This window comes from Kaistia sp. UC242_56, from assembly GCF_044452255.1.
Taxonomy (GTDB): Bacteria; Pseudomonadota; Alphaproteobacteria; order Rhizobiales; family Kaistiaceae; genus Kaistia; species Kaistia defluvii_A.
Map to the genome: position 1 here is coordinate 1,254,327 of NZ_JBIOAN010000002.1, position 25,643 is coordinate 1,279,969.

Annotated in this window: 21 protein-coding genes and 1 pseudogene; 3 read left to right on the forward strand and 19 right to left on the reverse strand. The window is 65.3% G+C overall.

Annotation, left to right across the window (positions count from 1 at the left end):
- Nucleotides 1-46: 46 nt before the first annotated feature.
- The 11 genes from ACHMWQ_RS08590 to ACHMWQ_RS08640 all read right to left on the reverse strand — a co-directional run bounded on the left by ACHMWQ_RS08590 (nt 47) and on the right by ACHMWQ_RS08640 (nt 9,509).
- Entirely contained in the window at nt 47-319 is a 273-nt protein-coding gene (locus ACHMWQ_RS08590) for a helix-turn-helix transcriptional regulator (protein WP_354552359.1), read from the reverse strand.
- A 122-nt stretch (nt 320-441) separates the two neighbouring features.
- Nucleotides 442-1,206, reverse strand: a complete 765-nt coding sequence (locus ACHMWQ_RS08595) for an SDR family NAD(P)-dependent oxidoreductase (protein ID WP_396307137.1) — start codon at nt 1,204-1,206, stop codon at nt 442-444.
- 5 nt (nt 1,207-1,211) lie between these two features.
- Nucleotides 1,212-1,526 carry an L-rhamnose mutarotase gene (locus ACHMWQ_RS08600; RefSeq protein ID WP_354552362.1) on the reverse strand — a complete coding sequence of 105 codons (315 nt, stop codon included), beginning with the start codon at nt 1,524-1,526 and terminating at the stop codon, nt 1,212-1,214.
- A 10-nt stretch (nt 1,527-1,536) separates the two neighbouring features.
- The gene (locus tag ACHMWQ_RS08605; protein WP_396307138.1) at nt 1,537-2,316 is read right to left on the reverse strand and encodes an acetoacetate decarboxylase; all 780 of its coding nucleotides are present in this window, start codon (nt 2,314-2,316) and stop codon (nt 1,537-1,539) included.
- Nucleotides 2,316-3,119 carry an SDR family NAD(P)-dependent oxidoreductase gene (locus tag ACHMWQ_RS08610; RefSeq protein ID WP_396307139.1) on the reverse strand — a complete coding sequence of 268 codons (804 nt, stop codon included), beginning with the start codon at nt 3,117-3,119 and terminating at the stop codon, nt 2,316-2,318. The genes ACHMWQ_RS08605 and ACHMWQ_RS08610 overlap by 1 nt, the downstream gene beginning before the upstream one ends.
- Entirely contained in the window at nt 3,116-3,928 is an 813-nt protein-coding gene (locus ACHMWQ_RS08615) for a sugar phosphate isomerase/epimerase family protein (RefSeq protein WP_396307140.1), read from the reverse strand. Before ACHMWQ_RS08615 ends, ACHMWQ_RS08610 begins: the two co-directional genes overlap by 4 nt.
- A gap of 5 nt (nt 3,929-3,933) precedes the next feature.
- Nucleotides 3,934-4,977 (reverse strand): Gfo/Idh/MocA family protein, encoded by a 1,044-nt coding sequence (locus ACHMWQ_RS08620; protein WP_396307141.1) that lies wholly within the window; start codon nt 4,975-4,977, stop codon nt 3,934-3,936.
- A 13-nt stretch (nt 4,978-4,990) separates the two neighbouring features.
- Nucleotides 4,991-5,704: a FadR/GntR family transcriptional regulator gene (locus ACHMWQ_RS08625; RefSeq protein WP_396307142.1), complete on the reverse strand. Its 714-nt coding sequence runs from the start codon at nt 5,702-5,704 to the stop codon at nt 4,991-4,993.
- Nucleotides 5,705-5,714: 10 nt separating this feature from the next.
- Complete coding sequence (locus ACHMWQ_RS08630) at nt 5,715-6,710, reverse strand: ABC transporter permease (RefSeq protein ID WP_396307143.1); 996 nt, start codon at nt 6,708-6,710, stop codon at nt 5,715-5,717.
- An 11-nt stretch (nt 6,711-6,721) separates the two neighbouring features.
- Entirely contained in the window at nt 6,722-8,248 is a 1,527-nt protein-coding gene (locus tag ACHMWQ_RS08635; RefSeq protein WP_396307144.1) for a sugar ABC transporter ATP-binding protein, read from the reverse strand.
- Between the two features lie 61 nt (nt 8,249-8,309).
- Nucleotides 8,310-9,509: a sugar ABC transporter substrate-binding protein gene (locus ACHMWQ_RS08640; RefSeq protein ID WP_396307145.1), complete on the reverse strand. Its 1,200-nt coding sequence runs from the start codon at nt 9,507-9,509 to the stop codon at nt 8,310-8,312.
- 200 nt (nt 9,510-9,709) lie between these two features.
- On the opposite strand from ACHMWQ_RS08640, the gene ACHMWQ_RS08645 reads away from it, so the two are divergent.
- From ACHMWQ_RS08645 to ACHMWQ_RS08655, 3 genes are all read left to right on the forward strand, one after another.
- On the forward strand, nt 9,710-10,831 hold the full coding sequence (locus tag ACHMWQ_RS08645) for a mandelate racemase/muconate lactonizing enzyme family protein (RefSeq protein ID WP_396307146.1): 1,122 nt from the start codon (nt 9,710-9,712) through the stop codon (nt 10,829-10,831).
- A 337-nt stretch (nt 10,832-11,168) separates the two neighbouring features.
- Entirely contained in the window at nt 11,169-11,837 is a 669-nt protein-coding gene (locus tag ACHMWQ_RS08650; protein WP_396307147.1) for an SGNH/GDSL hydrolase family protein, read from the forward strand.
- A complete protein-coding gene (locus ACHMWQ_RS08655) occupies nt 11,827-13,257 on the forward strand; it encodes an arabinose isomerase (protein ID WP_396307148.1) in 1,431 nt (476 codons plus the stop codon). The genes ACHMWQ_RS08650 and ACHMWQ_RS08655 overlap by 11 nt, the downstream gene beginning before the upstream one ends.
- 141 nt (nt 13,258-13,398) lie before the next feature.
- Here ACHMWQ_RS08655 and ACHMWQ_RS08660 read toward each other — a convergent pair whose 3' ends face one another.
- From ACHMWQ_RS08660 to ACHMWQ_RS08695, 8 genes and pseudogenes are all read right to left on the reverse strand, one after another.
- Nucleotides 13,399-18,081: an autotransporter domain-containing protein gene (locus ACHMWQ_RS08660; RefSeq protein ID WP_396307149.1), complete on the reverse strand. Its 4,683-nt coding sequence runs from the start codon at nt 18,079-18,081 to the stop codon at nt 13,399-13,401.
- A gap of 292 nt (nt 18,082-18,373) precedes the next feature.
- Nucleotides 18,374-19,447: an NAD(P)-dependent alcohol dehydrogenase gene (locus ACHMWQ_RS08665; RefSeq protein WP_354552383.1), complete on the reverse strand. Its 1,074-nt coding sequence runs from the start codon at nt 19,445-19,447 to the stop codon at nt 18,374-18,376.
- Nucleotides 19,448-19,558: 111 nt separating this feature from the next.
- The gene (gene mnhG, locus ACHMWQ_RS08670; protein WP_396307150.1) at nt 19,559-19,960 is read right to left on the reverse strand and encodes a monovalent cation/H(+) antiporter subunit G; all 402 of its coding nucleotides are present in this window, start codon (nt 19,958-19,960) and stop codon (nt 19,559-19,561) included.
- A complete protein-coding gene (locus tag ACHMWQ_RS08675; protein ID WP_354552387.1) occupies nt 19,957-20,238 on the reverse strand; it encodes a K+/H+ antiporter subunit F in 282 nt (93 codons plus the stop codon). Before ACHMWQ_RS08675 ends, mnhG begins: the two co-directional genes overlap by 4 nt.
- Nucleotides 20,235-20,720, reverse strand: a complete 486-nt coding sequence (locus ACHMWQ_RS08680) for a Na+/H+ antiporter subunit E (RefSeq protein WP_396307151.1) — start codon at nt 20,718-20,720, stop codon at nt 20,235-20,237. The genes ACHMWQ_RS08675 and ACHMWQ_RS08680 overlap by 4 nt, the downstream gene beginning before the upstream one ends.
- Nucleotides 20,717-22,357: a monovalent cation/H+ antiporter subunit D gene (locus ACHMWQ_RS08685; protein ID WP_396307152.1), complete on the reverse strand. Its 1,641-nt coding sequence runs from the start codon at nt 22,355-22,357 to the stop codon at nt 20,717-20,719. Before ACHMWQ_RS08685 ends, ACHMWQ_RS08680 begins: the two co-directional genes overlap by 4 nt.
- Nucleotides 22,357-22,698: a Na+/H+ antiporter subunit C gene (locus ACHMWQ_RS08690; protein WP_354552393.1), complete on the reverse strand. Its 342-nt coding sequence runs from the start codon at nt 22,696-22,698 to the stop codon at nt 22,357-22,359. Before ACHMWQ_RS08690 ends, ACHMWQ_RS08685 begins: the two co-directional genes overlap by 1 nt.
- Nucleotides 22,698-25,617, reverse strand: a pseudogene (locus tag ACHMWQ_RS08695) (monovalent cation/H+ antiporter subunit A). Before ACHMWQ_RS08695 ends, ACHMWQ_RS08690 begins: the two are co-directional and overlap by 1 nt.
- Nucleotides 25,618-25,643 lie beyond the last annotated feature (26 nt).

Genomic DNA, 25,643 nt, shown 5'->3' on the forward strand with positions numbered 1-25,643 from the left:
CGCCGGGAACCGTCGCTGCCACAGATCTATCGGCTAAAGAGCTCTGCTAGTCGGTCAGCAGGTCGTCGCGCACCCGCAGGCCGCGCGCAAGAAGCCGCAAGGCTTCCTTGGAAATCAGCCAACCCGTCTCGCAGCGCATGATTTGCGTTACGGCGACGCCGGTGCGATCCGCGAGGTCGGTCTGGCTGATGCAGCGCCACTCACGAATGGCTTTCAGCGGCTGTTCGCCGGCAGCGATTTTTTCCAGAACATGGTCCGGCAGCCCCGCGGTGTCGCGCGGTCCCATATTGGGCTGCTGGCGGAAATGACGAAGCTCCATCTTTCCCTCCCAAATAGCGGCACACCCCTGCCGCCTTGAAAAGAAACGCACGAAAACCGAAACTGTTCCAGACTTCCGTGCGTCGATAGCAAGATGTTGAATGGGATGGGCTCGTGCCGGGATCAGGCCGAGGGCAATGCCGGCAGGCCGGCCCGCTCCCGGAATTCCGCATTGCGGATGTCGAGCTCACGGCCGGCGAGATCGTCGGCGGCGGTCGTGCAGAGATAGACGATCGCCCGCGCCGGTTCGCCGACACCCGCGAGTTTCTCGCGCGGCAACTGGCTGACCGGGTTGACGCCCGAGGCGCGGATTTCGACCTGCATGTCGGTATCGACGATTCCAGGCGCAAAGCCGAATGCGCGGATGCCGCGCGCGCCATATTCGAGCGCCAGCGATTTCGTCACCATGGCGAGCCCCGCCTTGGCGGCGCAATAGGCGCTCCAGCCTTCCATGGCGTGATGCGCCGCGCCGGACGACAGGTTGACGATGGTGCCGCGTCGCTGGTCGAGCATGGCCGGCAGCACGGCCCGCGCCATCGCCGCCGCGCCGATCAGCGTCGCGTTGATGTTGGCGGCCCAGGCGTCGGCGTCCGTCTCGTGCAGAAGCCCGATCGGCTGCACCGTGCCGGCATTGTTGACGAGAATCGTCGGCGCGCCGACCATCGCGGTCGCCTCGCGCACCGCCGCACGGACGGTATCCGGATCCGCCACGTCGCAGGCAAGCCCGATGGCGCGACCTTCGGCGCATTGGCGCGCGATCGCCTCTGCGTCATCGATACGACGGGCCGTCACGATGACCCGAGCGCCGGCCTCGGCAAGCGCCTTGGCAGTCGCCGCGCCAATGCCGCCCTTGGCGCCCGTGACAAGGGCGATTTCTCCGTCGAGCATGCTCATCAATCCATGTGCCATTGCAGGGGAAGCATATAGGCAAAGCCGGTGCGCGGATCGCCTTCGAGCTTCATGATCGGGGCCATCGCCTCGCCCCAACGCTTGTTGACGGGATCGTCCTTCAGATAGGCGATGGTCTTCTGAAGATCGTCGGTCTCGAAATAGCCGATCAGCTTCAGGCCGAGCCGGAAGATCGAATAGTTGCGGATGCCGGCCGCCTTGAGCGTATCCAGCATTTCCGGCCAGATCTCGTCATGCGCCTTCTTGTATTCCTCTTCACATCCCGGACGGACTTCCAGAACCCAGGCGTAGTGACCCATGATTTCCCCCTCAGGCGAGATAATCGTGAACGATGCGGCCCGGCACGAGCGTGAAATCCGCCTTCCAGTGCAGGCCGTCCAGCATGTCGACGACGGGCAGACGGTGAATAGGCGCCTGCGCATTCGGTCGAAGCTCGACCGTGCAGGGCCCGCCCCAGCATTCTTGCACGACAACATTGGCGAGCCGCCGAGCGGTCAACTGGCGGATCGCCGGGCGGTGGTCGATGTGGTCGATGACCTTCAAATTGATGTTTTCGGCGAAGTCGAAATGCCGGTTGAGGCTCGCGAGCGTGTCGGTGCGCTGCTTGTAGGGCAGCGTGCCCGTCAGCACGTCAATGCCGTTGCGCGCCACCGTGCCGACCACGAGATCGCCGCGCAGTTCCAGCTTCGGCTCCCCCAGCTTCTTCGGCTGGCCGTGCAGTTCGCGGCCGTGCGCCACGCCGGCATCCGAGGACAGGAACAGGTAGGGCGAATAGGACCCTTCCGCGACGCCGGGCAGCCGGCAGCCGAGCGAAACATTGCTCTCGCCATAGGGTCCAAGCCATTCCGTATCGTTCATGCGGTATACATGCGCCATGACGATGTCGCTGGTCGGTTCCAACGGTGGCGGCAGCAGCCGGGCGACGGCCGCTTCCGTGGTGCGCCAGACCAGCGTCAGCACGTCGACATTGCGGAAGGCGAACGGGTAGGGCGGCACCATCGGCGCGTCCCAGGGCGTCGAGAAGCCGGGTTTCAGGATGTCCTCGACCGTCAGTCGGTCGAGCCCGCCATTGCGCAGATCCTTGCTCATCAGTCGGCATCCCTCGCGAAGCGTGCTTCCTTCGGCGGCGCGATGCCATAGCCGACGAAGCCGCCCGTCACGTTGATCAGTTCGCCGGTGACGAAGGAGGCTTCCGGCGAGGCGACATAGGAGACGGCGGCGGCGACGTCGACCGGGCGGCACCATCGGCCGACGGGGATCGTTTTCAGCACCTGCGCCTCGAATGCTTCCCAGGAGAGGCCAAGCTTTTCCGCCTTTTCGCGAAACTGCTTTTCCATGCCGGTGCCGGGACCGACATGGCCCGGCGCGACGCCGTTCACCGTGATGCCGTAGGAGGCCAGCTCGACGGCGAGGCACTGGGTCAGGCCCCAGAGCGCATTCTTCGACGCGACATAGGCGCTGGAGTAGGGGTTGCCGAAATTGAGCCGGGTGATGATGTTGATGATCCGGCCGCTCTCGGCGCGCATCATGGCCCGCGCCGCCGCGCGGCAGGTCAGGAACGGCCCGCGCGTATTGACGGACTGGATACGGTCCCATTCCTCCGGCGTCGTATCGACCACCAGCTTCTGCAGATGAATGCCGGCGGCGTTGACCAGCACATCGAGGCGGCCATGCTGTTCCAGAACCGTCTCGAAGGCCTGGTCGACGGAATTCGCGTCCGTGATGTCGATGCCGACCGCGCCGCCACCGACGCTGTTGGCGACCTCGGCTGCGAGCGCCTCGTTGTGGTCGGCGGCGACCACGTGATAGCCGTCGCTCGCCAGCCGTCGCACGATCTCCGCGCCAATACCGCCGGCGCCGCCGGTCACGAGCGCAATGCCTTTTGCCGTCACGCCAGCCACTCCCTTACGCAATCCCGCATGTCGACGGTTTCGGTCAGCACGTCGTCATGCTGGCCGTCCATGTAGTCCTGATGCACATATTCGATGGAGAGATAGCCGTTATAGCCGGCCCCCTTCAGCGTCCCGAGCATGGCGCCGAAATTGAGCGTGCCGAGCGAGAGCTTGCATTGCAGCACGCCGGCGCGCGCCTGGCGCAGATGCACGTGGGCTGCATGCGGCGCGAGCCCATCGATCTCTTCCTGCCGATAGCCGAGGCAGGCGAAATGCGCGTAGTCGAGCGTCAGCTTAAGCCCCGGCACGCGATCGAGCAGGTCCAGCACCAGGGTCGGGCTTTCGAGATAGGAATGGACGTGCGGCTCGACGGTGAGCTGGATGCCTGCCGGGGCCGCGATCGCCACCAGCCGGCGCAGGCTCTCCGCCGATTCCGCCAGCGCCGAAGCGCGGTCCTGGCCGGGATTGACGACGCCCGGCAGCACGAAGACGGTTTCGAGGCCGCCCCGCTTTGCGAAGCGCACCACCGCCCGGAAATCCGCCTCGTTGCGCTCGCGATTGACCGGATCGGCAAGGTTCCGGTCGGAGAGTGAACTGCCGAACAGGTGGTAGAGATTGGGTAGGGCGACGCCAAGCTGGAGGACGCGGTCGGCGGTGCCGTCCGGGTCGGCGATCAGCGCCTCGCGGTCGAGGCCGGGCCGGTAGAAATAGCCGAGGTCGAGCGCGCCGATCCCGAGCAGATTGGAGAGCCCGGCCGCCTCCTGCAGCGTCAGGCTGCGCAGGGACCAGGTGGTGAGCGACAGCTTCATGGTGCTCAGACCTTTTCCATCCGGCCGCTTTCGGCCGAGCGGTAGAGCGCATCGAGCACTTCCACGGCGCGCATGCCGACCGTGCCGGGCGAGGCATTGGGCGGATTGAGACCGCGGCAGATATCGACCAGCAAATTGACCGGCTCGACGCAGCTATAGGCGCCGGCGCCCGGCTCGATCTCAACGAATTCGTCGGTGCCGTCGCGGCGACTCACTTCCAGCCGTTCGCGCTCGATATCGAGCAGCAGCATGCCTTCCGAGCCGAAGATGCGCAGGTCGATCTGGAAGCCGCGATGTTTGGGAACCGTCGAGGCGCCGGAAAGCGAGGCGGTCGCGCCATTGGCGAAGCGGACGACGGCGGCGTCGTAATAATCGACCCCGGCCGGCGAGCGGCCGACCATGGCAAAGACTTCTTCCGGCGCGATGTCGGCGATCTTGAACAGCAGGCCCAGCGCATGGACCAGTTGGCCCCAGCCGTAACCGCCGGCGCGCTGCGGATCGGCCCAGGTCGAGGCCGGCGGGCGGAACATCGCGCCTTCGGTTTCCTTCATAGGCTGTCCGGCCATCAGGTCGCCAAGCGCCGAGGCCATCTGCAGAACGACATGCTCGACCTTGCCGATCGCACCCGAGGCGACCAGTTCGGCGGCGCGCTCGCTGAACGGCTTGAAGTTCCAGCCATAGGGCACGACGACTTCACGGCCGAAGGCTGCGGCCTCCGTTACGATGTCGCGCGCGTCGGCGGCGTTGGTAGCCAGCGGCTTCTCGACCAGCACATGGCAGCCGGCGCGGATCGCGGCGATCGCATGCTCATGGTGCAGCACATGGGGCGAAGCGATGATGACGCCGTCGAGTTCGACCTCGCGCAGCATGTCGCGATAGTCCTCGAACCCGTGCGGAATATCGAAGTTCGCCTGGATCTGCTCCAGTTCGGCCTGGCCGAGCCGGTTGACCGCGACCAATTCGCAATCCGGGTTCGCCTTCAGGATCGGGATGTGGTTCTCGACCGCCCACCAGCCAGCCCCGATGATGCCTATCCTGGCGCGCTTCATGAGCTTCGTTCCATTAGGGAGTGATATCCATGGCGTTGACCGTCGAGAGGTGCACGTTGGTCATGTGCTGCACCATCGCGGCTTCGGCGGCGTCCGGGTCGCGCGCTTCGAGGGCGGCGACGATCAGTTCGTGATCCCGAAAGGACTGGCCGAGCACGCCGGGATTCTCGGCGGCAATGCGGCGATATTCCATGCCGAGGATGTAGAGCGAGGTCGAGACGCGCACGAGGAACGGGTTGCCCGTCGCGTCGGACAGCACGCGGTGGAACTCGACGTCGGAGACACGGAAGCCTATGGGATCGTTGATCAATCCGCGCTGGACGAGAAGCATGTTCTTCATTCGCGTCAAATCTTCCGGCGTGATCCGCTCGGCCGCCATCCGCCCGATGCCGCCGTCGATCAGCTTTCGCGACTCGTAGAGCGCGTTGACGTTGTGCTCGTTCAGCGTGATCAGCAGCTGCAGCGGCCCGAGCAGGTCGGAGGCTTCGAGCGATGACACATAGATGCCGCCGCCCTGCCGGACCTTGAGCACGCCGAGGATCTGCAGCCCGCGCAGCGCCTCGCGGACGCTGGGCCGGCTCACCTGCATGGCGGCCGCCAGTTCGCGTTCGGGCGGAAGCTGGTCGCCCGGCCGGAGGTTTTTCGTCCGCACCAGGTCGAGCAGCTTCTTGGCGACCTGCTCGGCCACCGAGCTGCGCTCGATCGGTTCGAAGTCGCCTGCGCCCATCTCCGCCATCTTATTCGCCCAGTGCGCGGGTTCGGATCTGGTCGAGGCTGACGGCGAGCATCAACACGACGCCGCGCGTCACGTCCTGCCAGAAGCTGGAAACATTGAGCAAAGTCAGGCCGTTATTGAGCGTGCCGAGGATCAGTACGGCAAGCAAGGTGCCCCATACGCTGCCGCGCCCGCCGTTCAGGCTGGTGCCGCCCAGGATGATCGCGGCGATGACGGTGAGGAGCTGCGAACCGGCGGCGGTCGGACCTGCCGCGCCCAGCATGGCGCCGAGGATGGTGCCGGCGACGGCGCCGGAAATGGCCGAGATCACATAGAGGGTGATGACGGTCCTCTCGAGCGGGATGCCGATCAGGCGCGAGGCCTCGGCATTGCCGCCGGCGGCGTAGATGTAGCGGCCGAAGCGCATCTTCGTCATGACGATCCAGAGCCCGACGAAGGTCACCATCATGATGATGAACGGGATCGGGATGCCGATGACACGGCCCGAGCCGACCCAGTTGAAGCCCGGAACCATCAGCGGCCGGGTGAGGCCGCCGGTCAGCACCAAAGCGATGCCGGAGATGATGCTCATCATGCCGAGGGTCACGATCAGCGGGTTCAGCCGTAAGCGCGTTGTAAACAATCCGTTAACCACGCCGATGGCGGCGGCGACCACGATGGCCAGCAGCACGCCGATCCAGATCGGGAAGCCCATGCCGTGCAGCATCGAGATGACGACGCCGGTCAGGCCGGCGATTGCGGCGACCGAGAGATCGAGTCCGCCGGCAATGATCAGCGGCGTACCGGCGGCGGCCATCAGCCCGATATAGGCGACGTTGCCGCCGATCTGCAGCATGTTGCGGAGCGTCAGGAAATAGGGCGACAGGACGGAGAAGACCGCGATCAGGATCAGGTAGAAGATCCCGAGCATGGCGACGCCCGACCAGGGCTTGCCGAACAGCTGTAGCATCTGTTCCCTGGCGCCGCCGGTGGAGTGGGTTTCGATGGATTGGGCCATGGGATGGGTCCTTACGGGGCCTGGAAGGCTGGATCGTTGCCGGTGGCGGCCATGAGTTCGGCGGGCTTGGCGCCGCGTTCGAAGTGTCCGACGATGCGGCCGCGATCGAGCACCAGCGAGCGGTCGCTGATGCCGGCGACTTCCTCGACATCGGAAGAGAGGATCAGCACGGCATAGCCGCGGTTCGCGAGCTCGCGCAGCTTGCCGTAGATCTCCCGCCTGGCGCCGACATCGACGCCGCGCGTCGGCTCCTCGAGGATCAGCAGCTTGACGCCCTCGACCAGCCAGCGGGCGATGCAGACCTTCTGCTGGTTGCCGCCGGAAAGGGTGCGGATCTTCTGTTCGGGACCTCGCGTGCGGATGCCGAGTTCGCCGATCCAGCGGATGGCGTGCTGGGATTCCTCCGCCTGCGACATGAACAGGCCGCGCTCGAAGCGTTCCTCGAAGGGGAGGGCGATGTTCTCGCGCACGGTCAGGTCGGCGATGATGCCTTCCTTCTTGCGCTCGGCGGCGACGAAGCCGATGCCGGCGAGCTTGCCGTCGCGGGCGCTCATCGGCCGGTAGCTCTGGCCGCCCAGGCGAACGTCGGCGGTCTTCAGCGGGCCCAGCGCGCCATAGAGCGCGCGGCCGAGCACCTCGACGCCGGAACCGACCAGGCCAAAGATGCCGAGGATCTCGTTCTGGTGCAGGCTGAAGGCGACGTCTTCGAGCTTGCGCGGGATGGTCAGCTTCTCGACGTTCAGGATCTCGGCGCCGGCAATGCCTGGCGCGCCGACGTCGTAGAGATCATCGACCGTATTGCCGAGCATGGCCGCCAGAACTTCGGCGCGCTTGGTCTCGGCGGTGATGAAGGTGCCGGCATTGCGACCGTCGCGCAGCACGACGATGCGGTCGGAAATCTCGAACACCTCGGAGAGGTAGTGCGAGATATAGATGACGGAGACCTTGTTCTCCTTCAGGCGGCGGATGATCCTGAAGATCATCTTCGCTTCCTGCTCAGTCAGCGCGGCCGTCGGCTCGTCCATGACGAGGATGCGCGCCTTGCCAGCCAGGGCCCGGGCGATCTCGACGATGCGCTGCTCGGCGACGGAGAGTCGCTTCACCAGCATGTCGGGCAGGATGTTGGCGAAGCCCAACTGGTCGAGCAGGTCGCGCGAGCGGATGCGCATCGCGTCCTTGTCGACCTGCATCACGCCGAATCTGCGCTTCAGCGGCATATCCCCGAGGAAGATGTTCTCCGCCACCGTCATGTCCGGCATGACCGAGATTTCCTGCGGCAGCAGCTTGACGCCGGAGGCGACGGCCGCGGCCGGATCCTTGAAATCGACGGTTTCGCCATCGACCTGGATCGTGCCGCCGTCGCGATTGTAGAGGCCGGTCAGGATCTTCATGAGCGTCGACTTGCCGGCGCCATTGGAGCCGAGCAGGGCGACGACTTCACCGGGGTCGACGGTCAGGTCGACATCCGAAAGCACGGGCACGCGTCCGAAGGACTTGCCGATGCCATGCATGCCGAGGCGGGGAACGGTGGACGCCATGCGGCCCTTCCTGGAATGTTGAGACATCGGCGGACGCCGGAGCGTCCGCCGAAGGATCCGATCAGTTGGTCGGGATCAGGTTCTGGTAGTCGGCGAGGTCCGGCAGCGTGCGGATCTCGGCCAGGTGCTTCTCGAAAGCGGCCTGCGGGAAGGTGAACTGGATCGGGTCCTTGCCCTTGGCGCAGGCGAACTTGTCGTAATAGGTGCAGACATTGTCCTTGGTGACCATGACATGGTTGACCAGGACCGTATCCGGCACGTCCTTGCCAGCCAACTGCATGAGCGCCAGCGGGATCAGATAGTTGCCGTAGCGCTCGGGGAAGTAGCCGACCGACGACACGAAGGCGGGCTCGTCGATCATGGTCTGGATCTCGTCGGCGCCCATGCCGACGACGATCAGGTCCGCCTCGCGGCCGGCCTGCTTGACGGCGCGGAGCATGCCGGTCGCCGCCTGGTCGTTGATCGCCGTCACCATGATCGGCGCGCCTTCGGGGATGCGCCCGATGACGTTGTTCATCTGGGTGAAGCTCTCTTCGAGCGTGTTCTTGGTGTCGATCTTGATGATGTGATCGTCCGAGAAGCCCTCGACGGCGGCCTTGAAGCCGGCGACCTGGCCGCCGGTGCGCATGGCCGGGATCGCGCCCGACTGCGGCAGTTCGCCGACGACGAAGAAGCCTTCCTTGACCTTGTCGGCGCCGAACTTGGCGATCGCCGCCTGGCCGAGATAGGCGCCGCCCATGAAGCCGGAGCGGGGGTTGTTGGCGCCGAAGAAGGTCGCGCCCGGCATGGGGATGTCGATTGCCACCACCTTGGTGTTGGCGTCGTTCATCTGCTGCATAATGGTGGCGCCGAAATTGGCGTCGGTCTGGAATTCGGTGACGTGATCGACCTGGCGCTGCAGGAAGCTCTGCGCATTGGCGAGCGCAGTTGCGCCGTCCAGGCGGTTGTCGGTGATCTGCAGGTCGACGCCGGCCGCCTTGGCGTTTTCGACCATGCCGTTCTCGACCTTCAGACAGAACGACACGTCGCGCTGCAGGTTGGCGAAGCCGAGAACGAGGTTCTTGCCGTTGTTGGGCTTATGGGCGGCGGTGGCGTCGGCGACCATCGCCTTGAGCTGGTCGGCGCTAAGCATGGCGCCGTCGAACTTGGCCGGGTCGAAGCCGTGGAAATCCTCGGCATAGGCGGCGCTGCCGAGCAGAAGCGATAGGACCGCGGCGCTGGCGACGCGGCGCATGGCGTGGAACGGAATCCGAGCGTGCATGGAAAAGTCTCCTCCCTCAAAGAGCATTTTGAATTGGTAAGGCCAATTTCTTGGCGGCAAAACTGGCACGACATTTCGGATGACGCAAGGGTCACGTTGCAATAATTGGCCTGACCAATTCGATTGACGACCTCCGGGTTTTGAATCTAGCCTTGCTGCAAACGACCGCGCGGCAAGCGCAGGTTTGGGGAGGAAACTGCATGCGTCTCGGCGGAGCTGAGTGCTTTGTGCTGCGTTGGCCGGAGCCGAATGATTTCAACCACGAGCGGATGACGCTGCTGGTCCGGGTCGACACGGCCGAGGGCATTTCCGGCTGGGGCGAGGCGATCGCGATGTGGCCGGAGGCGCTCCGCGCCACCGAAACCATCATCCGCGACGGCCTGCTTCCCGTCCTGGCCGAGCGCGATCTCAGCGATGTCGAAGCCTGCTGGCAGGCGATGAAAAATCACTGCTGGTGGTATGGCGAAGGCGGCATCGCCTCGATGGCGATCTCGGCGCTCGACATGGCGCTGTGGGACATCAAGGCCAAGGACGCCGGCAAGCCGCTCGTCGAGCTGTTTGGCGCGCATCACCAATCCCTGCCGGTTTGCGCCAGCCTGCATGTGAACCAGGCGACGATCGAGGACAGCGTCCGCGAGATCGCAGGCCATATCGCCGGCGGTTTCCGCTCTACCAAGCTAGGGCTTGGAAAACGCGGGCTTTCGAAGGCCGGCCGCGATCCCGATTACGACGTGGCGCTGGTGGCGGCGCTTCGCGAAGCGATCGGCGGGCAAGCCGGCATCATGGTCGACGCCGGCAATGGCACGAAATGGGATCTGGATACCGCGATCCGCACGGTCAAGCGGATGGAAGAGTCTGAGATTGCCTGGATCGAGGAACCCTTCCTGCCCAGCCAGGTCGCCGATCACATCGCGCTGAAGGCAGCGATTTCGACGCCCGTCGCGGTCGGCGAACGGGAATTCACCGTCGCCGGCTATCAGCGCTGGCTCGATACGGGCGCCGCCGACGTGCTCGGTCTTGATCCCGCGCGCATCGAAGGTGTCACCGGCTTCCGCAAGGCAGCTGCTGTGATCGAGGCGGCGGGCAAGACGGTCAACGCGCATGCCTGGAGCACGGCGGTGCTGACTGGCGCCAGCCTGCATCTGTCGCTGGCCTCCAAGGCTGCCGAGCTTTTCGAGCTGAAGCCGCTGGTCGGGCCGATGCAGTTCGAGTTGATCGACGAGCCGTTCTGGCATGAGGACGGGCTGATCTCGGCGCCAAGCCGCCCCGGCCACGGCGCCGAGCCGCGCGCCGACGTGCTGGCGCGGTATCGCGTGAACTAGGGGCGGTCGGTTGGGATGGCAGGCAGACCCTCACCCCTCACCCCAACCCTCTCCCGCAAGCGGGCGAGGGGGCGCTTGGAGCCCGGTCTCGACGCCTCCGCCCCGCCGGCCAAGAAAGCCCTCGCCCGCTTGCGGGAGAGGGAAGGGTGAGGGGCTTGCTGGGGCTTTCTTCACCTGAGACGGACTGCCATTTCTTCACCTCTCGCCTTAAGGGAGAGGTCGACGGCCGAAGGACGGCGGGTGAGGGTTTACGGCCTCACCGGATCGTTTCCTAAACCCTCACCCGGCTCTTCGAGCCGACCTCTCCCTCAGGGAGAGGTGAAGAAGGAGAAGCCCGATGAAAACCGTGATGGTCTATGGCGATTCCAACAGCTGGGGCGCGGAACCGCAGCCGCAGCGCGGCGTCGGAGGGCGGTTCGCGCCGGATGTGCGCTGGCCGGGCGTCCTGCAGAAAGCTCTCGGCAACGATGTGCAGGTGATCGCCGAGGGGCTGAACGGCCGCACCACCTGCGTCGATGATCCCGTCGAGGGCCATCACAAGAATGGCGCGCGGTTTTTGCAGGTGGCGATCGAGACGCATATGCCGCTCGACCTCGTCATCATCAAGCTCGGCACCAATGATCTGAAGGCGCGGCTTTCGATGCAGGCCGGCGACATCGCCGATGGCGCGGTTCGCCTTGCCGACATCGTGCTCGGCTCGGCGACCGGGCCGCAGGGCAGGCCGCCCAAGGTGCTGCTCGTCGTCCCGGCGGCCTTGTCGAAACTCGGCTGGCTGGCCGAGATGTTCGAAGGCGGCACGGAGAAATCGCGAAAACTCGCCGCCGAATTTGCCCGCGCGACGAAGGGCCGAAACATCGAGGTGTTCGACGCCGGTTCGGTGATCGCCTCCAGCGAAGTCGACGGCATCCACCTGGACGCCGACGCGCATCGCATCCTGGGCGAGGCGCTTGGCGCGCGTGTCGGAAAAATCCTGGCGGATCGAGGGGGACAAAAAGATGGCGCATGACACGCTCAAGGTCGGCCTGTTCGGCATCGGTCTCAACGCCTACTGGCCGCAATTCGCCGGTCTCGAACCGCGCCTGCGCGGCTATATCGAGCGGGTGGCCGAAAAGCTGGCGCGACCCGGCGTCGAGATCGTCAATCTCGGGCTGATCGACGACCCGGAAAAGGCGATGGACGCCGGCCACCAGCTCCGCACCGCCGATGTCGACCTGATCTTCCTGCATGTGACGACTTATGCGGTTTCCTCGACCGTGCTGCCGGTGGTGCAGCGGGCCAAGGTGCCGGTCGTGATCCTCAACCTGCAGCCGGAAGCGGCGATCGATTATGCCAGCTTCAACGCGCTCGACGACCGCACACTGATGACCGGCGAATGGCTCGCCTTCTGCGCCGCCTGTCCGGTGCCGGAGATCGCCAATGTCTTCCGCCGCTCGGGCATCGATTTCCATCAGGTGACCGGCGTGCTCGATGGCGACGCGCATGTCGACCGCGAGATCGAGGCCTGGATCGAGGCGGCGCGCGTCGCCTATGTCATGTCGCACAACCGCCTTGGCCTGATGGGCCGCTACTATAACGGCATGCTCGACATCTATTCCGACACGACGGCGCAGGTCGCGACCTTTGGCGGTCATCTGGAAATCGTCGAGATCGACGAACTGGCGGCACTGCGCAAACAGGTAACCGAGATCGAGGCAACGGCCCGTGTCGACGCCTTTCGCGATGAATTCGAGATCCAGCCCGATTGCGACCCGGCCGAACTGCTGCGTGCGGCGCGGACGTCGGTGGCGCTGGATCGGCTGGTCGCGAAGCACAAGCTCGGTTCGCTGGCCTATTACTACGAATCGACGCCCGGCCATGACCATGAGGACGTGATTTCCTCGGTCATCCTCGGCTGCTCCTACCTGACGGCGCGCGGCGTGCCGGTGGCGGGCGAATATGAGGTGAAGAACGCCCAGGCGATGAAGATCCTCGACACCTTCGGGGTCGGCGGCTCCTTCACCGAGTATTACGGCATCGATTTCAACGACGACATCGTGCTGATGGGCCATGACGGCCCCGGCCATACGAAAATCGCCGAGGGCAAGACCAAGGTGCGGCCGCTAAAAGTCTATCATGGCAAGGTCGGCTCGGGCGTCAGCGTCGAGATGTCGGTGAAGCACGGCCCAGTGACGCTGCTCTCGGTCGCCGAGGATGGCGCCGGCAAGCTGAAGCTGGTGGTGGCGGAAGCGGAATCGGTGCCGGGTCCGATCCTCGAGATCGGCAACACCAACAGCCGCTACCGCTTCCCCATAGGCGCGCGGAATTTCGTCGAGACCTGGAATGCCCAATGCCCGGCGCATCACTGCGCGATCGGCATCGGCCATATCGCCGACAAGGTCGAGAAGCTCGGCCTGCTGCTCGGCATCGCGACGATGCGGATCGGCTAGAGACTTCGCCGTTTCTTTGAAACGGTGAAATGCTCTAGCCCCTTGTTTGGTCGCGTTTTCTTCACGCGAACCGGTCCTCACTTCACTCGAAAACGCTCTAGGTCGCCGATCCGTCGCTTCGTGCCGTCAGTCTCGCCCCCACTAGAACTGGGTGGCGAGGCTGCCCTTGATGGACTGGCTCTGGCCGTCTGTGCCAATCTGCCCGCGATAGTCGAGGCTGAGCGCCGAGCGGGGGCTGATGGCGAGGTCGAGACCGGCGGTGAGCAGGCCTGAATCGGTCTCGAGCGCCGTCCCGTCGACCAGGAAGATCGATCCCCCCTCGATCGCAGCCGCGCTTTCGGCGTCGCCGGCAAAGGCGTGGCGCCAGCCGATCGAGCCCTTTGCCGTCAGCAGCATGGTTTCGCCGACCAGGAAGTTGCGGTCGATGCCGATGCCGGGCGTCGTGAACAGCGCGTCATAGCGGTTGGCGGCGCGGTCGAGCGCCGCGGCGCCGCCGGTTTCGCTGAAGCTGTCGGTGCGCTGGCTGACATAGGCCAGGGTCGCGAACGGCACGACCGACACGACGCCGAGATCGACGCGCTGCGACAGCTTGCCGAACACCTGTGCGGTGCCGGCGCCATAATCCGCCTCGAGATTGTCGCTGAAGCCGTCGAAATCGACCCGACGGGTGGCGCTGATATCGTGTTGGGTGTAGGCGGCGCCCAGCGACAGCCTCGTATTGCCCCATTCGCGGCCGCCATAGGCACCAAGACCGTAGTCGGTGCTGTCGGCGGAGGTATCGAGGTCCGGGACGTCGAGATTGGTGGTGCCGGCCTGCAGCACGACGCCAAGACGCCAGTCGCCGAGCGCTTCATCGACGCCGCCGAGGAAGCCGCCGCTGCTCGAACGCAGGTCCGACGTGTTGCCGTCGCCGGAAAGGCGCGTGTTGGCGCCGTAGATCTGGCCCCAGAGCCCGGTCCTGCGAGTCGGATCCTGCGCCGCCGCCACGCCGTCGAAAGCCTGGTCGATCCGGCCGTTCACGGCGTCGGAAAGCAGGCTGGCGTCCTGGATAAAGGCGGTATCGAAGGAGGCGTAGGCAGCGCCGGAGAGCAAATCGAAGGCACGGTTCGCCTGCTCGCCATCGAGCCACAGAATGGCATCGTAGATGGCATTACCCGCGCCGAGCGATTCCGCTCCCGCACCCGCGGCCTGCTGATTGGCCGTCGACCCCACCTCGGCAAAGCCGATATTATTGCGCGCAAAGGTCAGGAAGACGTCGTTCGGGTCATAGGTCAGCCGGCCATCGAGGAAGGCCGAGCTCGTCGTAACGCCGTCGAAGGTGCCGTTGATGCTGCCGGCCGTCAGGATCGTATAGGTCGTCATGGCGTCGTAATTGCCGCTCTTGGCCGTCACCTGCACGGTGCCGTCCAGCGTGGCGAGGCCGGTGACCGCGAGCCGGTCGTTCTGGCCGGTCGCATCGATGTCGATATTGAAGGACGAGTCGCTCCCGAAGCTCGCGCTCGCGGCGCTCACCGTGTCGGCCGCGCCACCGCCGACCATGTTGAGCGTGCCGTCATTGGTCAGCGTCGTGATGCCCGACAGCGAGCCGGTAATCGTGAGCAGCCCGAGATTGTCGAAGGCGCCGTTGATCCTGTTTTCCGCGTTGACCGTGCCGGAATTGGTGAAGTCGCCATTCCAGGTGCCGGCCGTGGTGATGGTTCCGGCATTGTCGGCCACGTTGCCGGTCCACACGGCGTCGGAGCGGTTGATGATCGTACCGTCATTGGCGAGCACATTGCCGTTCCAGATGCCGAAATGATCGTTGATCACGCCGCCGGTGGTGTTGGTCACGTCACCGGTCCAGACAGCGGCGTTCACGCCGCCGGCATTGTCGCCGTCGTCATTGAAATTGTTGTAGATTCGGCCGGCATTGCCGAGCACGTCGCCGGTCCAGCTGCCATTGCTGTTGTAGATCGCCAGCGCATTGGTCTCGACGTCGCCGTCCCAGGCGCCGTAATTGATGATCTGCGCATGCGTGTTCGAGCCGCCGCCATTGGCGACGACATTGCCGTTCCAGGTCGCGCCGGCCATGTTGAAGATCGCATTGTTGTTGGCGAGCACCCGGCCGTTCCAGGTGCCGCCTTTGTCGTTGATCACGCCCTCGAAGGTCGAGACGTCGCCGTTCCAGACGGCATGGTTGATGCCGCCCGGATTCTCGGTGTCGTCATTCCAGTTGTTGATGAGCGTGCCGTTGTTCGACAGCACGTCGCCCGTCCAACTTCCCGAAATATTGTAGATCGAGCCATGATTGGCCGTCACGTCGCCGATCCAGTCGCCGAGATTGTCGATCTCGCCGGCATTGTCGGTGACCTTGCCGGTCCAGGTGGCGTCGGACCGATTGGCGATATAGCCGCGATTGCCGAGGACGTCCCCTGTCCAGCTTCCGCCATGGTCGTTGGTCACCGACCCGGTGCCGTTTGTGACGGTGCCGATCCACGATGCGGCGTTGATGCCGTCTATATTGACGTTGGTATCGTTGACGTTGTTGATGATCCAGCCGCTATTGCCCGCAATGTCGCCGGTCCAACTGCCTGCGACGACGACGATCCCGCCGGAATTGCTCTTCACGTCGCCGATCCAGGCGCCATAATTGTCGATCTGCGCCCCATCGTTCGAGCCCCCGCCATTGCGGACTACGTCGCCGGTCCAGGTGCTTCCCGCCCTGTTGAAGATGGCGTTGTTGTTGCCCTTGATATCACCTATCCACCGCCCGCCATCGCGGTTGGCGATCTGGCCGTCATTGGTCAGCACGTTGCCGGTCCACACCCCGAATTCGTTATTGTTGATGGTGTCCGTATTGCTGGCGACATTGGCGTTGTAGGTGCCGTTATTTTCGAAGTCGCTGGCATTGGCGAGGTCGTCATTGACCGTGCCGTCATTGATCAGACGGCCGTTATTGGTGATGTTCTGCGGAACCCGGATGGTGAGCGTCGCGCCGCTGGCGATGTAGACCGTCGCGCCGGATTCGATGACAGCCGATTCGAACGAGGCGGTATTGGTCGTGGTGCCGTCGCCGATCGCGAGTGTGCCGGCATTGACCGCGAGCGCTCCGAGCGTCACTTCCCCGGCCAGCGTGAAGCTGCCGGAGCCCTCCTTGGTGAGGTTGCCGGTCTCTCCGCCCATCGAGCCGTAATAGACGGTATTGGCGCTGTCCCCGGTGGTCAGCGTCTCGCCATCCGCGATCGTGACGGTGCCGCCGCCCGATAGCGAGCCGATCCGCTCGGAATCGGTGATGAGCAAGGCTGTGCCGGCCGTGTCGGCGATCGTCACGGCGGCCGTGTCGGCGAGCGCCGCGCCGTTCTGCAGTTCGAGCGTGCCGGCCTTGACCAGAACCGTGCCCGTGAAGCTGTTGGCGCCGCTGAGCACGACGGTCGAATCGCCGGATTTCACCAGATTGCCGGTGCCCGCCAGTGTGGCAGCGACGACGGCGGTGCCGTCTGCCGGCTCGAGGTTGAAGGCGCTCGACGCATTAATGGTGCCGCCATCCGACGTCGCCGCTGCATCGGTCTGATTGTAAGTTGCGGCGCGGATCGAGCCGGAAAACAGGCCGCCCGATTGGGTGAAGGTGGGCACGACGACGCCATCATAATCAAACACGCCGCCCGACTGGAGCAGCGTGCTCCCGATGGTGACGTTCTCGAAACCGTCGCCGGTGCCATCGGCCAGCTCGTAGCTATCCGTCGAAACCGTGCCGGTGATGGCGCCGCCCGACTGGGTGTAGCGATCAATGCCGGTGACCGTGCCGGCCATCGTGCCTCCGGACTGGGTCATCACGGAGCCGTCCGTGCCGACGATCCGTCCGGTCGAGGTCACGGTGCCGGTGCCCGACAGCGCGAACAGCTTCGAAACGTTCACCTCGGCGGTCATCGAACCGCCCGAGAGTTCATAGTTCGCCGTCGTCACCTTGCCGTTTATGAAGCCGTCGACGAAGGTGCCGACGGTGCCGCCGGTCTGGGTATAGCTGTCGATGCCGCTGACGGTGCCGCCCATCACGCCGCCCGACTGGGTCATTGTTGAACCCTCGCCGCCGATCAGCGTGGTGGCGCGGTCGTTGACGCTGCCGGTTCCCGATAGTGCGAAATTGTCGGAGAAGGTGATCGTCGTCGCCGTCGTCTGGCCGCCCGTCAGGCTGTAGCTGGCGGTGGTGACGTGATCGATGCCCATCTTGCCAGCCGTCTGCACGATCGTCCCGCTGGAGATCAACGTGCCAGCCCCTTGCGCCGTGCCGGCGAGGGTGAAGCTCGTGTTCACGTTGACGAGGTTACCGGCACCGATATCGAGGATGGAATTCGAGTCCAGATTCAGATTGTCGACCGTAAGCGACGCCTGATCGGCTGGCAGGGTCGTGCCGACGAGCTGCAGCCAACCGCCGGCGAGCAGGTGCAGGGTGCCGAGATCAAGCGTCCCGGCGCCTTGCGTCTGCACCAGCATGGCCTTGGCAGCGGCGCCGGTCTTGCCGATCGTCAGCGAACCGGCGGTGACATCCGTGCTCACGATCGTCTGGACGGTCTGATTCTTGACCAGGCCTCCTGGGACGACCACGTCGCTGGTGGCCGAAGGCGTGCTGCCGCCGACCCAGTTGGCAGCGTTGCTCCAGTCCTTGCTGGAACCGCCGCCGCTCCAGGTGACGGCGACTTCGACCGCGCGAGCCGACGAGCCCATGGCAAACAGGGCGGCGCCAGCGACGCCGAGACGCAAGAGGGAGCGCAGCGCGCCGAGCCCGGAGACAGGGCACAGCATTGCCCGCGCGCGGCCAAGGCCGCGGGCCCAATTTAAGCCAACCATTTTGTGGAATCCCCCTCGCGCGCGTCGCGCAACCCTAAGGCAACCAGACGGCAAATCAGGGGGCAAGTAAATGGGCGGTTGGTGCCGTCGCCGCCATTCCTTAGCTAGGGCGACGATGGTCGATTCCTGTGGCAAATCGGCCGCATTGTCGAAGGAATGGCAGCGCAGGGAAATGGTTCGGCCATGCCGAACAGGCTTGGGATTCCGGTCAGGCGTTCAGCCTTCGAGCCGCAGAAATCTGCGGAAGCAGCGGGCGTCCCGATGCGGAGTCCGGGACGCCCGACGCAAGATCTCAGGGGGTGATCGCGACCTTTAGCACGCCGTCGCGCTGGTGGCCGAACAGGTCGTAGGCCGCCTCGATGTCGTCGAGCTTGAAGCGGTGGGTGACCAGCGCTTTCAGGTCGACGCGGCCGGAGGCGACGACATTCATCAGCCGGCGCATGCGCTCCTTGCCGCCGGGGCAGAGCGAGGTGATGATCTTGTTGTCGCCGAGACCGGCCGAGAAGGCACTGAGCGGGATCTTGAGATCGTTCGAATAGACGCCGAGGCTGGAGAGCGTGCCGCCCGGACGCAGCACGCGCAGTGCCGATTCGAACGTGCCCTGGGTGCCGAGCGCCTCGATCGCGACGTCGACGCCGCGACCGTCGGTCAGCTTCATGATCTGCTCGACCGGGTCGCCCTTCTTGAAGTCGACGACGATGTCGGCGCCGAGCTTCTTGGCGACAGCCAGCCGCTCGGGAACCGTATCGACGCCGATGATGGTGGTGGCGCCCATCAGCTTGGCGCCGGCGACGGCGCAAAGGCCGATCGGGCCGAGCGCGAACACGACGACCGTGTCGCCGATCCGGACGCCGCCGCTCTCGGCGCCGGCAAAGCCCGTCGACATGATGTCGGGGCACATCAGGATCTCTTCGTCCGAAAGGCCCTCGGCCACGGGGCTCAAATTGGCCGCGGCGTCCGGAATCAGGACGTATTCGGCCTGGCAGCCGTCGATGGTATTGCCGAACTTCCAGCCGCCCATCGCCTTGAAGCCATGCTTGGTGCCGGGACCATCCTGCGAGCCGCAACCGCAGAGGCAGGCATAGCTGTGGCCGCTGGGGGTGATCGCGCCCGCGATGACGCGCTGGCCCTCTTGATAGCCCTCGACGGCGGAGCCGAGCTTCTCGATCACGCCGACCGGCTCATGGCCGATGGTCAGGCCCTTGGCGACCGGGTACTCGCCCTTGAGGATGTGGATGTCGGTGCCGCAGATCGTCGTCGTGGTGATGCGCATCAGGGCATCGCGGGGTCCGACATCGGGAATTGGCTTTTCGTCGAGAACGATACGACCCGGCTCAACGAAGATGGCGGCTTTCATGCGTGGCATCTGGACCTCCTGCACCCCAATGGAGCGCGAAGGATAGCCGAGCCGTAAGACAGCCGAATTGATACACGTCAAGGTAACGTAAAATTGATCGAGATACCCGGCAGGGTTGCGTCAGGCCTTGGTGTCGGGAAGGCTGTCGGAGGACATCGCCGAGGAAGGAGGAACGTCGGCCCGGGATTCCGGCATGTTGGCCTTGGCCTCGGTGCGGTCGCGATAGATCGCGGCGCGGGCGAGCAGCATCAGCGTCACCGGCGTCGTCACGGTGACGAACACGGTGATCAGCAGCTCGTGCAGGGCGAGGCGCGATTGCAGCACCGAGAAGAACAGGATCGAGCCGAGCAGGATGCCGCCGGCACCGCAGGTGGTGCCGAGCGTGGGGGCGTGGACGCGCTCGTAGAAGCTGTTGAACCGCACCAGGCCGATGGTGCCGAGCAGGGTCAGCGCCGCGCCGACCAGCAGCAGCAGCGAAACGAGGATCGCCGCCCAGAGCGGGAAATCGTCGAGGCCGGTCATTCGATCACCTCGCCGCGCATCAGGAACTTGGCGAGCGCCGCCGTCGAGACGAAGGCGAGCAGCGCGATGACCAGCGCGGCCTCGAAATAGATCGTGCTGCCCGTGCGGATGCCGAAGGTGAGGATCAGCAGCATGGCGGCGACATAAAGCGCGTCGAGGCCGAGCACCCGGTCCTGCGCGCGCGGGCCGGCGATGACGCGGAAGGCAGCGCAGCCCATGGCCGCGACCAGCATCCATTGCGACAGGGTGACGGACCAGAAGAGGATCGTCGCGCTCATTCGAAAATCTCCGACAGCATGCGCGCATAGCGGTTGCGGATCAGCTCGATCCAGGCGTTCTCGTCGACGAGATCGAGCACATGGATCAGCAGCCGGCCATTGTCGGCATGATATTCGACCCAGGCGGTGCCGGGCGTCGCGGTCAGGATGCAGGCGAGAACCGCCAGGCCGGTGCGGTCGCGCAGTTCGAGCGGGATGATGACGAAGCCGGAAGTGCGCTCCCGCCGCTTACCGAGGAGAATGATTCCGGCGACCGCGACGTTGGAACGGAAGACGTCGCCCAGCACGACGAAGAACAGGCGCGGGATCACGTCCCAGCGCCGGATGCGCGGCTTGGAAGGCTGCAGCGCCGCCATGGCCCAAGACGCGCCATAGGCGAAGATCGTGCCCAGGATCAGGTGGCCGAGCGAAAAGCTGTTGAGCAGCAGCCACATCAGGATCAGCGATGCGGTCAGCAGCGGATAGGGCAGCACCCGTCTCATGGCGCGGCCTCCTTGGCGGGCGACGGCACGCGCGGCGCGTGCATCACGCCCTCGATATAGGTGGCGGGCGAATGCAGAGCCTGCGCCGTCTGTTCCATGTAGCGCATCGCCGGTCCGCCGAAGACCGTCAGCCCGACGCAGAGCGTCAGCAGGAAGGCGACCGGTGCGATTTCCATCAGCAGCACGCGCGGCACGCGGCCCTCGATCGGCGCCCAGAAGGTCTGGATGCCCGAGCGGGTGATGGCGATCATCGCGGCGAGGCCGGAAAGAACCAGCAGGCCGACGAAGGTCCAGGCCGAGAGCGACAGCGTGCTGCCCTGGGTCAGGCCATTCGGATTGAACACCGCCGTCAGGATGGCGAACTTGCCGACGAAGCCCGAGAGCGGCGGCAGGCCGGCCAGCAGCAGGCCGCAGCTCGCAAAGCAGATGCCGAGGATGACCAGCGTCGCGGGAATGGCGACGCCGACTTCCTCTTCCGCCTCTTCCTCCTCCATGTCGTCGCCATAGGCGTCCATGGTCACGGCGAGCACGTTGGCGGCGGGGTCCTGCACGCGGTCGATCAGTTCGTTCAGCAGGAAGAAGGCGCTGACCGCCAGGGTCGAGGAAACCAGGTAGTAGAGCGCGCCGGCGGTTGTCGGTGCGTTGGCCATGCCGGTCGCGGCCAGCAGCGTGCCGGACGAAACCAGGATGTAGAAGCCTGCGAGCCGGCCCTTTGCTTGCGAGGCCAGCACGCCGATGATGCCGAAGGCCATGGTCGCCATCCCTCCGACCAGAAGCCAGTTGTCGCCGAAGCCGGTCGAATCGCCCGCTCCGGCACCGAACAGCAAGGGCGAAAGCCGCATCAGCGCATAGACGCCAACCTTGGAGAGGATCGCGAAGATCGCTGCGACGGGCGCGGCGGCGGCGTTATAGGCGGTGGGCAGCCAGAAGCCGAGCGGCCACATGCCCGCCTTGACCAGGAAGGCGATGCCGAGAATGCCGGCGCCGGCATCGAGCAGCATGCGGTCGGAAGCCGGCACCAGCGCGATGCGCACGGCGAGATCGGCCATGTTCAGCGTGCCGGTGACGCCATAGATCATGGCGACGCCGATCAGGAACAGCGACGAGGCGGCCAGGTTGATGACGATATAGTGCAGGCCCGCCTTGACGCGCAGCGGGCCGGAGCCATGCAGCATCAGGCCGTAGGACGAGGCGAGCAGCACTTCGAAGAAGACGAACAGGTTGAACAGGTCGCCCGTCAGGAAGGCGCCGTTCAGTCCCATCAGCAGCAGCTGGAACAGCGTGTGGAAATGCGGGCCGCTCTTGTGCCAGCGCGCCAGCGAATAGATCAGCGCCGGCAGCGCCAGCATCGCGGTCAGCACCAGCATCATCGCCGAAAGCCGGTCGAGCACCAGCACGATGCCGAATGGCGCCGGCCAGTTGCCGAGCAGGTAGACGAGGGCGGCCGCCTTGTTCGCGGCCGTCGGCGTATCGGCGATGTCGAGCAGGGACACGGCGACCAAAGCCAGCAGGATCGTCGAGACCACGTTGATCGTGGCCTTCAGACGGTGCCGGCGCTCGTCGAACATCAGCAGCAGCGCGCCGGTGAGCAGCGGCAGCAGCACCGGGACGATCACGAGATGATCCAGCCAACCCATCAGTTGGGCTCCCGGCCATCGACGTGATCGCTACCCGTCAACCCGCGCGAAACGAGCAGTACGACGAGGAACAGCGCGGCTGTGGCGAAGCCGATGACGATGGCGGTCAGGACGAGGGCCTGGGGGATGGGGTCGGCGTAATCGGCGGGATTCACGGGCCCTCCCGAGGCCAGCACGGGCGGGGCCGCGACTTTCAGCCGGCCCATCGAGAAGATGAAGAGATTGACGCCATAGGCGATCAGCGACAGCCCGATAATGAGCTGGTAGGTGCGCGGCCGGAACAGCAGGAAGACGCCGGACCCGATCAGGACGCCGATGCCGATGGAGAGGATGAGTTCCATCAGGAGGCCTCCTCGCTGGAGCCGGCAGCCGCCCGGGGCGCGCGCAGACGCCGGATCGACTGGTGGGCGAGCGCGATCAGCATCAGCGTGGTGGCGCCGAGAACCAGCGAGAAGACACCGAAATCGAACAGCAGCGCGGTCGCCGCCGGAACGGCGCCGATCCACGGCAGCTCGATATATTGCGAATGCGTGGTGAGGAACGGATAGCCGAGCAGCCAGGAGCCGGATCCGACGGCCACCGCCAGCAGCAGTCCGATGCCGATCCAGCGCACCGGCAGGACGCGGAGCTTGTCTTCCACCCACACCGTTCCAGCTGCCATGTATTGCAGGATGAAGGCGGCCGCGAGCGCGATGCCAGCCGCGAAGCCGCCGCCCGGCAGGTCGTGCCCGCGCATGAACAGATAGGCGGCGAAGACGATGATCACCGGGAACAACCACTGCATGATCACGGCCGGCACGAGCAGATAGTCGCTGACCGTGTCGCCGAGCTTGCGGTCGGGCCGCGCATCGTCATCCGCGTTCTGGATCCGCTGCTGCTCCGGCGAGTCGACACTGTCGGCAGCCGGGCGGAAGCGGCGCAGCAGCGCGTAGACCGTCAGCGCCACGACGCCCAGAACCGTCATTTCGCCCATGGTGTCGAAACCGCGGAAATCGACCAGGATGACGTTGACCACGTTGCGTCCGCCGCCCTCCGAATAGGCCTTTTCGAGGAAATAGTCGGAAATCGTGTCCGGCATCGAGCGGGTCATGATGGCGTAGGAGATCAGCATCATGCCGGTGCCGGCGGCCGCGGCGACGATCAGGTCGCGATAGCGGCGCAGCTTGGCGCCAAGGCCGGAGTCGCCGGCCGAGATTTCCGGCGAGCGCTTCGGCAGCCAGCGCAGGCCGAGCAGGATCAGCACGGTGGTGACCACCTCGACCAGCAATTGCGTGACGGCGAGATCGGGCGCGGAGAACCACAGGAAGGTTATGCAGGTGACGAGTTCCGGCGCCGCCCATCAGCGTCAGCGCGACGAGCCGGTGGAACTTGGCCTGCCAGGCGGCGCCGATGGCGCAGACGATGGCGATCGCCCAGAGGCCGACAAAGGCCGGATCGGCGCCGGCGAGCGTCAGCTTGTCTCGATTGAAGCCGAGGATGGTCAGCGGCCACACGGCGGCGACGATGGCGACCAGCACCAGCAGCCGAAGCTGCGGCTGCAGCCGGCGGGTGCCGAGGCGCGCTTCCAGGAAACGCGCCCAGCGCCACGACATCGTGACCATGGCGCGCTCGAAGATGCGCTGGCCCTTCAGCCGGCGGAAATAGGGCGGTCCTTCCTCGCTGGTGGCGAGATAGTTCTTCAGCAGCGCGAATAGGATCAGGCCGGCGGCGAGCGCGCCCAGGCTCATCATCAGCGGCAGGTTGAAGCCGTGCCAGATCGCCAGGCTGTATTCCGGCGTCCGGTCGCCGAGCACCGAGGTGACGGCGGTGTGGAGATACGGTCCGATCGTCAGGCCGGGCAGCGTGCCGACCACGAGGCAGGTGAGCACCAGCAGCAGGATCGGGAAGCGCATCCAGAAGGGCGGCTCATGCGGCACGCTCGGCAGGTCGGTCGGCGGCGGGCCGAAGAAGGTCGAGTGGATGAAGCGCACCGAATAGGCGACGGCAAAGGCGCTGCCGAGGAAGGCGGCATAGGGCGCGATCGTGTCGAGGATCGAATTGACATGCGTCTCGATCGTCTCGGCGAAGAACATTTCCTTCGACAGGAAGCCGTTCAGCAGCGGCACGCCGGCCATGGCGGCGCTGGCCACCATCGCCAGCGTCGCGGTGAACGGCATGAAGCGGAACAACCCGCTCAGCCGCCGCATGTCGCGCGTACCCGTCTCGTGATCGATGATGCCCGCCGCCATGAACAGCGACGCCTTGAAGGTGGCGTGGTTCATCATGTGGAAGATGGCGGCGACGGCGCCAAGCGGGCTGCCGAGGCTGAGCAGCATGGTGATCAGGCCGAGATGGCTGATGGTCGAATAGGCGAGCAGGCCTTTGATGTCCTGCTGGAAGATGGCGAAATAGGAGCCGAGCAGGAAGGACATCATGCCGGCGAGGCCGATGATCCAGAACCATTCATTCGTGCCCGCCAGCACCGGCCAGAACCGCGCCAGCAGGAAGACGCCCGCCTTCACCATGGTGGCGGAATGCAGGAAGGCCGACACCGGGGTGGGGGCTGCCATGGCGTTGGGCAGCCAGAAATGGAACGGGAACTGGGCACTCTTGGTCAGCGCGCCGAGGGCGATGAAGCAGAGCGTCGGCACATAGAGCGGATGCTCGCGGATCAGGTCGCCGGAGGCGAGCACGACGTCCAGTTCGTAGCTGCCGACGATGTGGCCGATCAGCAGCACGCCGGTCAGCAGCCCGAGGCCGCCAATGCCGGTGATCGTCAGCGCCATGCGCGCGCCGTCACGGGCGCTGGCATTGTGGTGCCAGTAGCCGATCAGCAGGAAGGAGAAGATGCTCGTCATCTCCCAGAACACGACGAGCAGGATCAGATTGCCCGACAGCACGATGCCGAGCATCGAGCCCATGAAGGCGAGGAAGAACGAGAAGAAGCGCGGAACCGGGTCTTCGCGCGACATGTAATAGCGCGCATAGAGCACCACGAGCAGGCCGATCGCGGCGACCAGCAGCGCGAACATCCAGGCGAAGCCGTCCATCCGCAGCGAGAAATTGAGGCCGAGCGCGGGGATCCAGTCGATCTCGTTGCGCACAGCGCCGAAGGAGGCGACGGGCGAATAGAGCATGACCGCGATGATGAGACAGATCGTTGTCACGCCGCCGGCAAGGGCCGCGGCGGCGGTTCGGGCATTTGTGGGGAGCGCCGCAGCGAGAATGCTTCCGGCAAATGGCAGGCCGACCATCAGAATTAGCGATGCGTCGTCCGTCATTGGTGCCGTGGCCCGCTCGAACACAG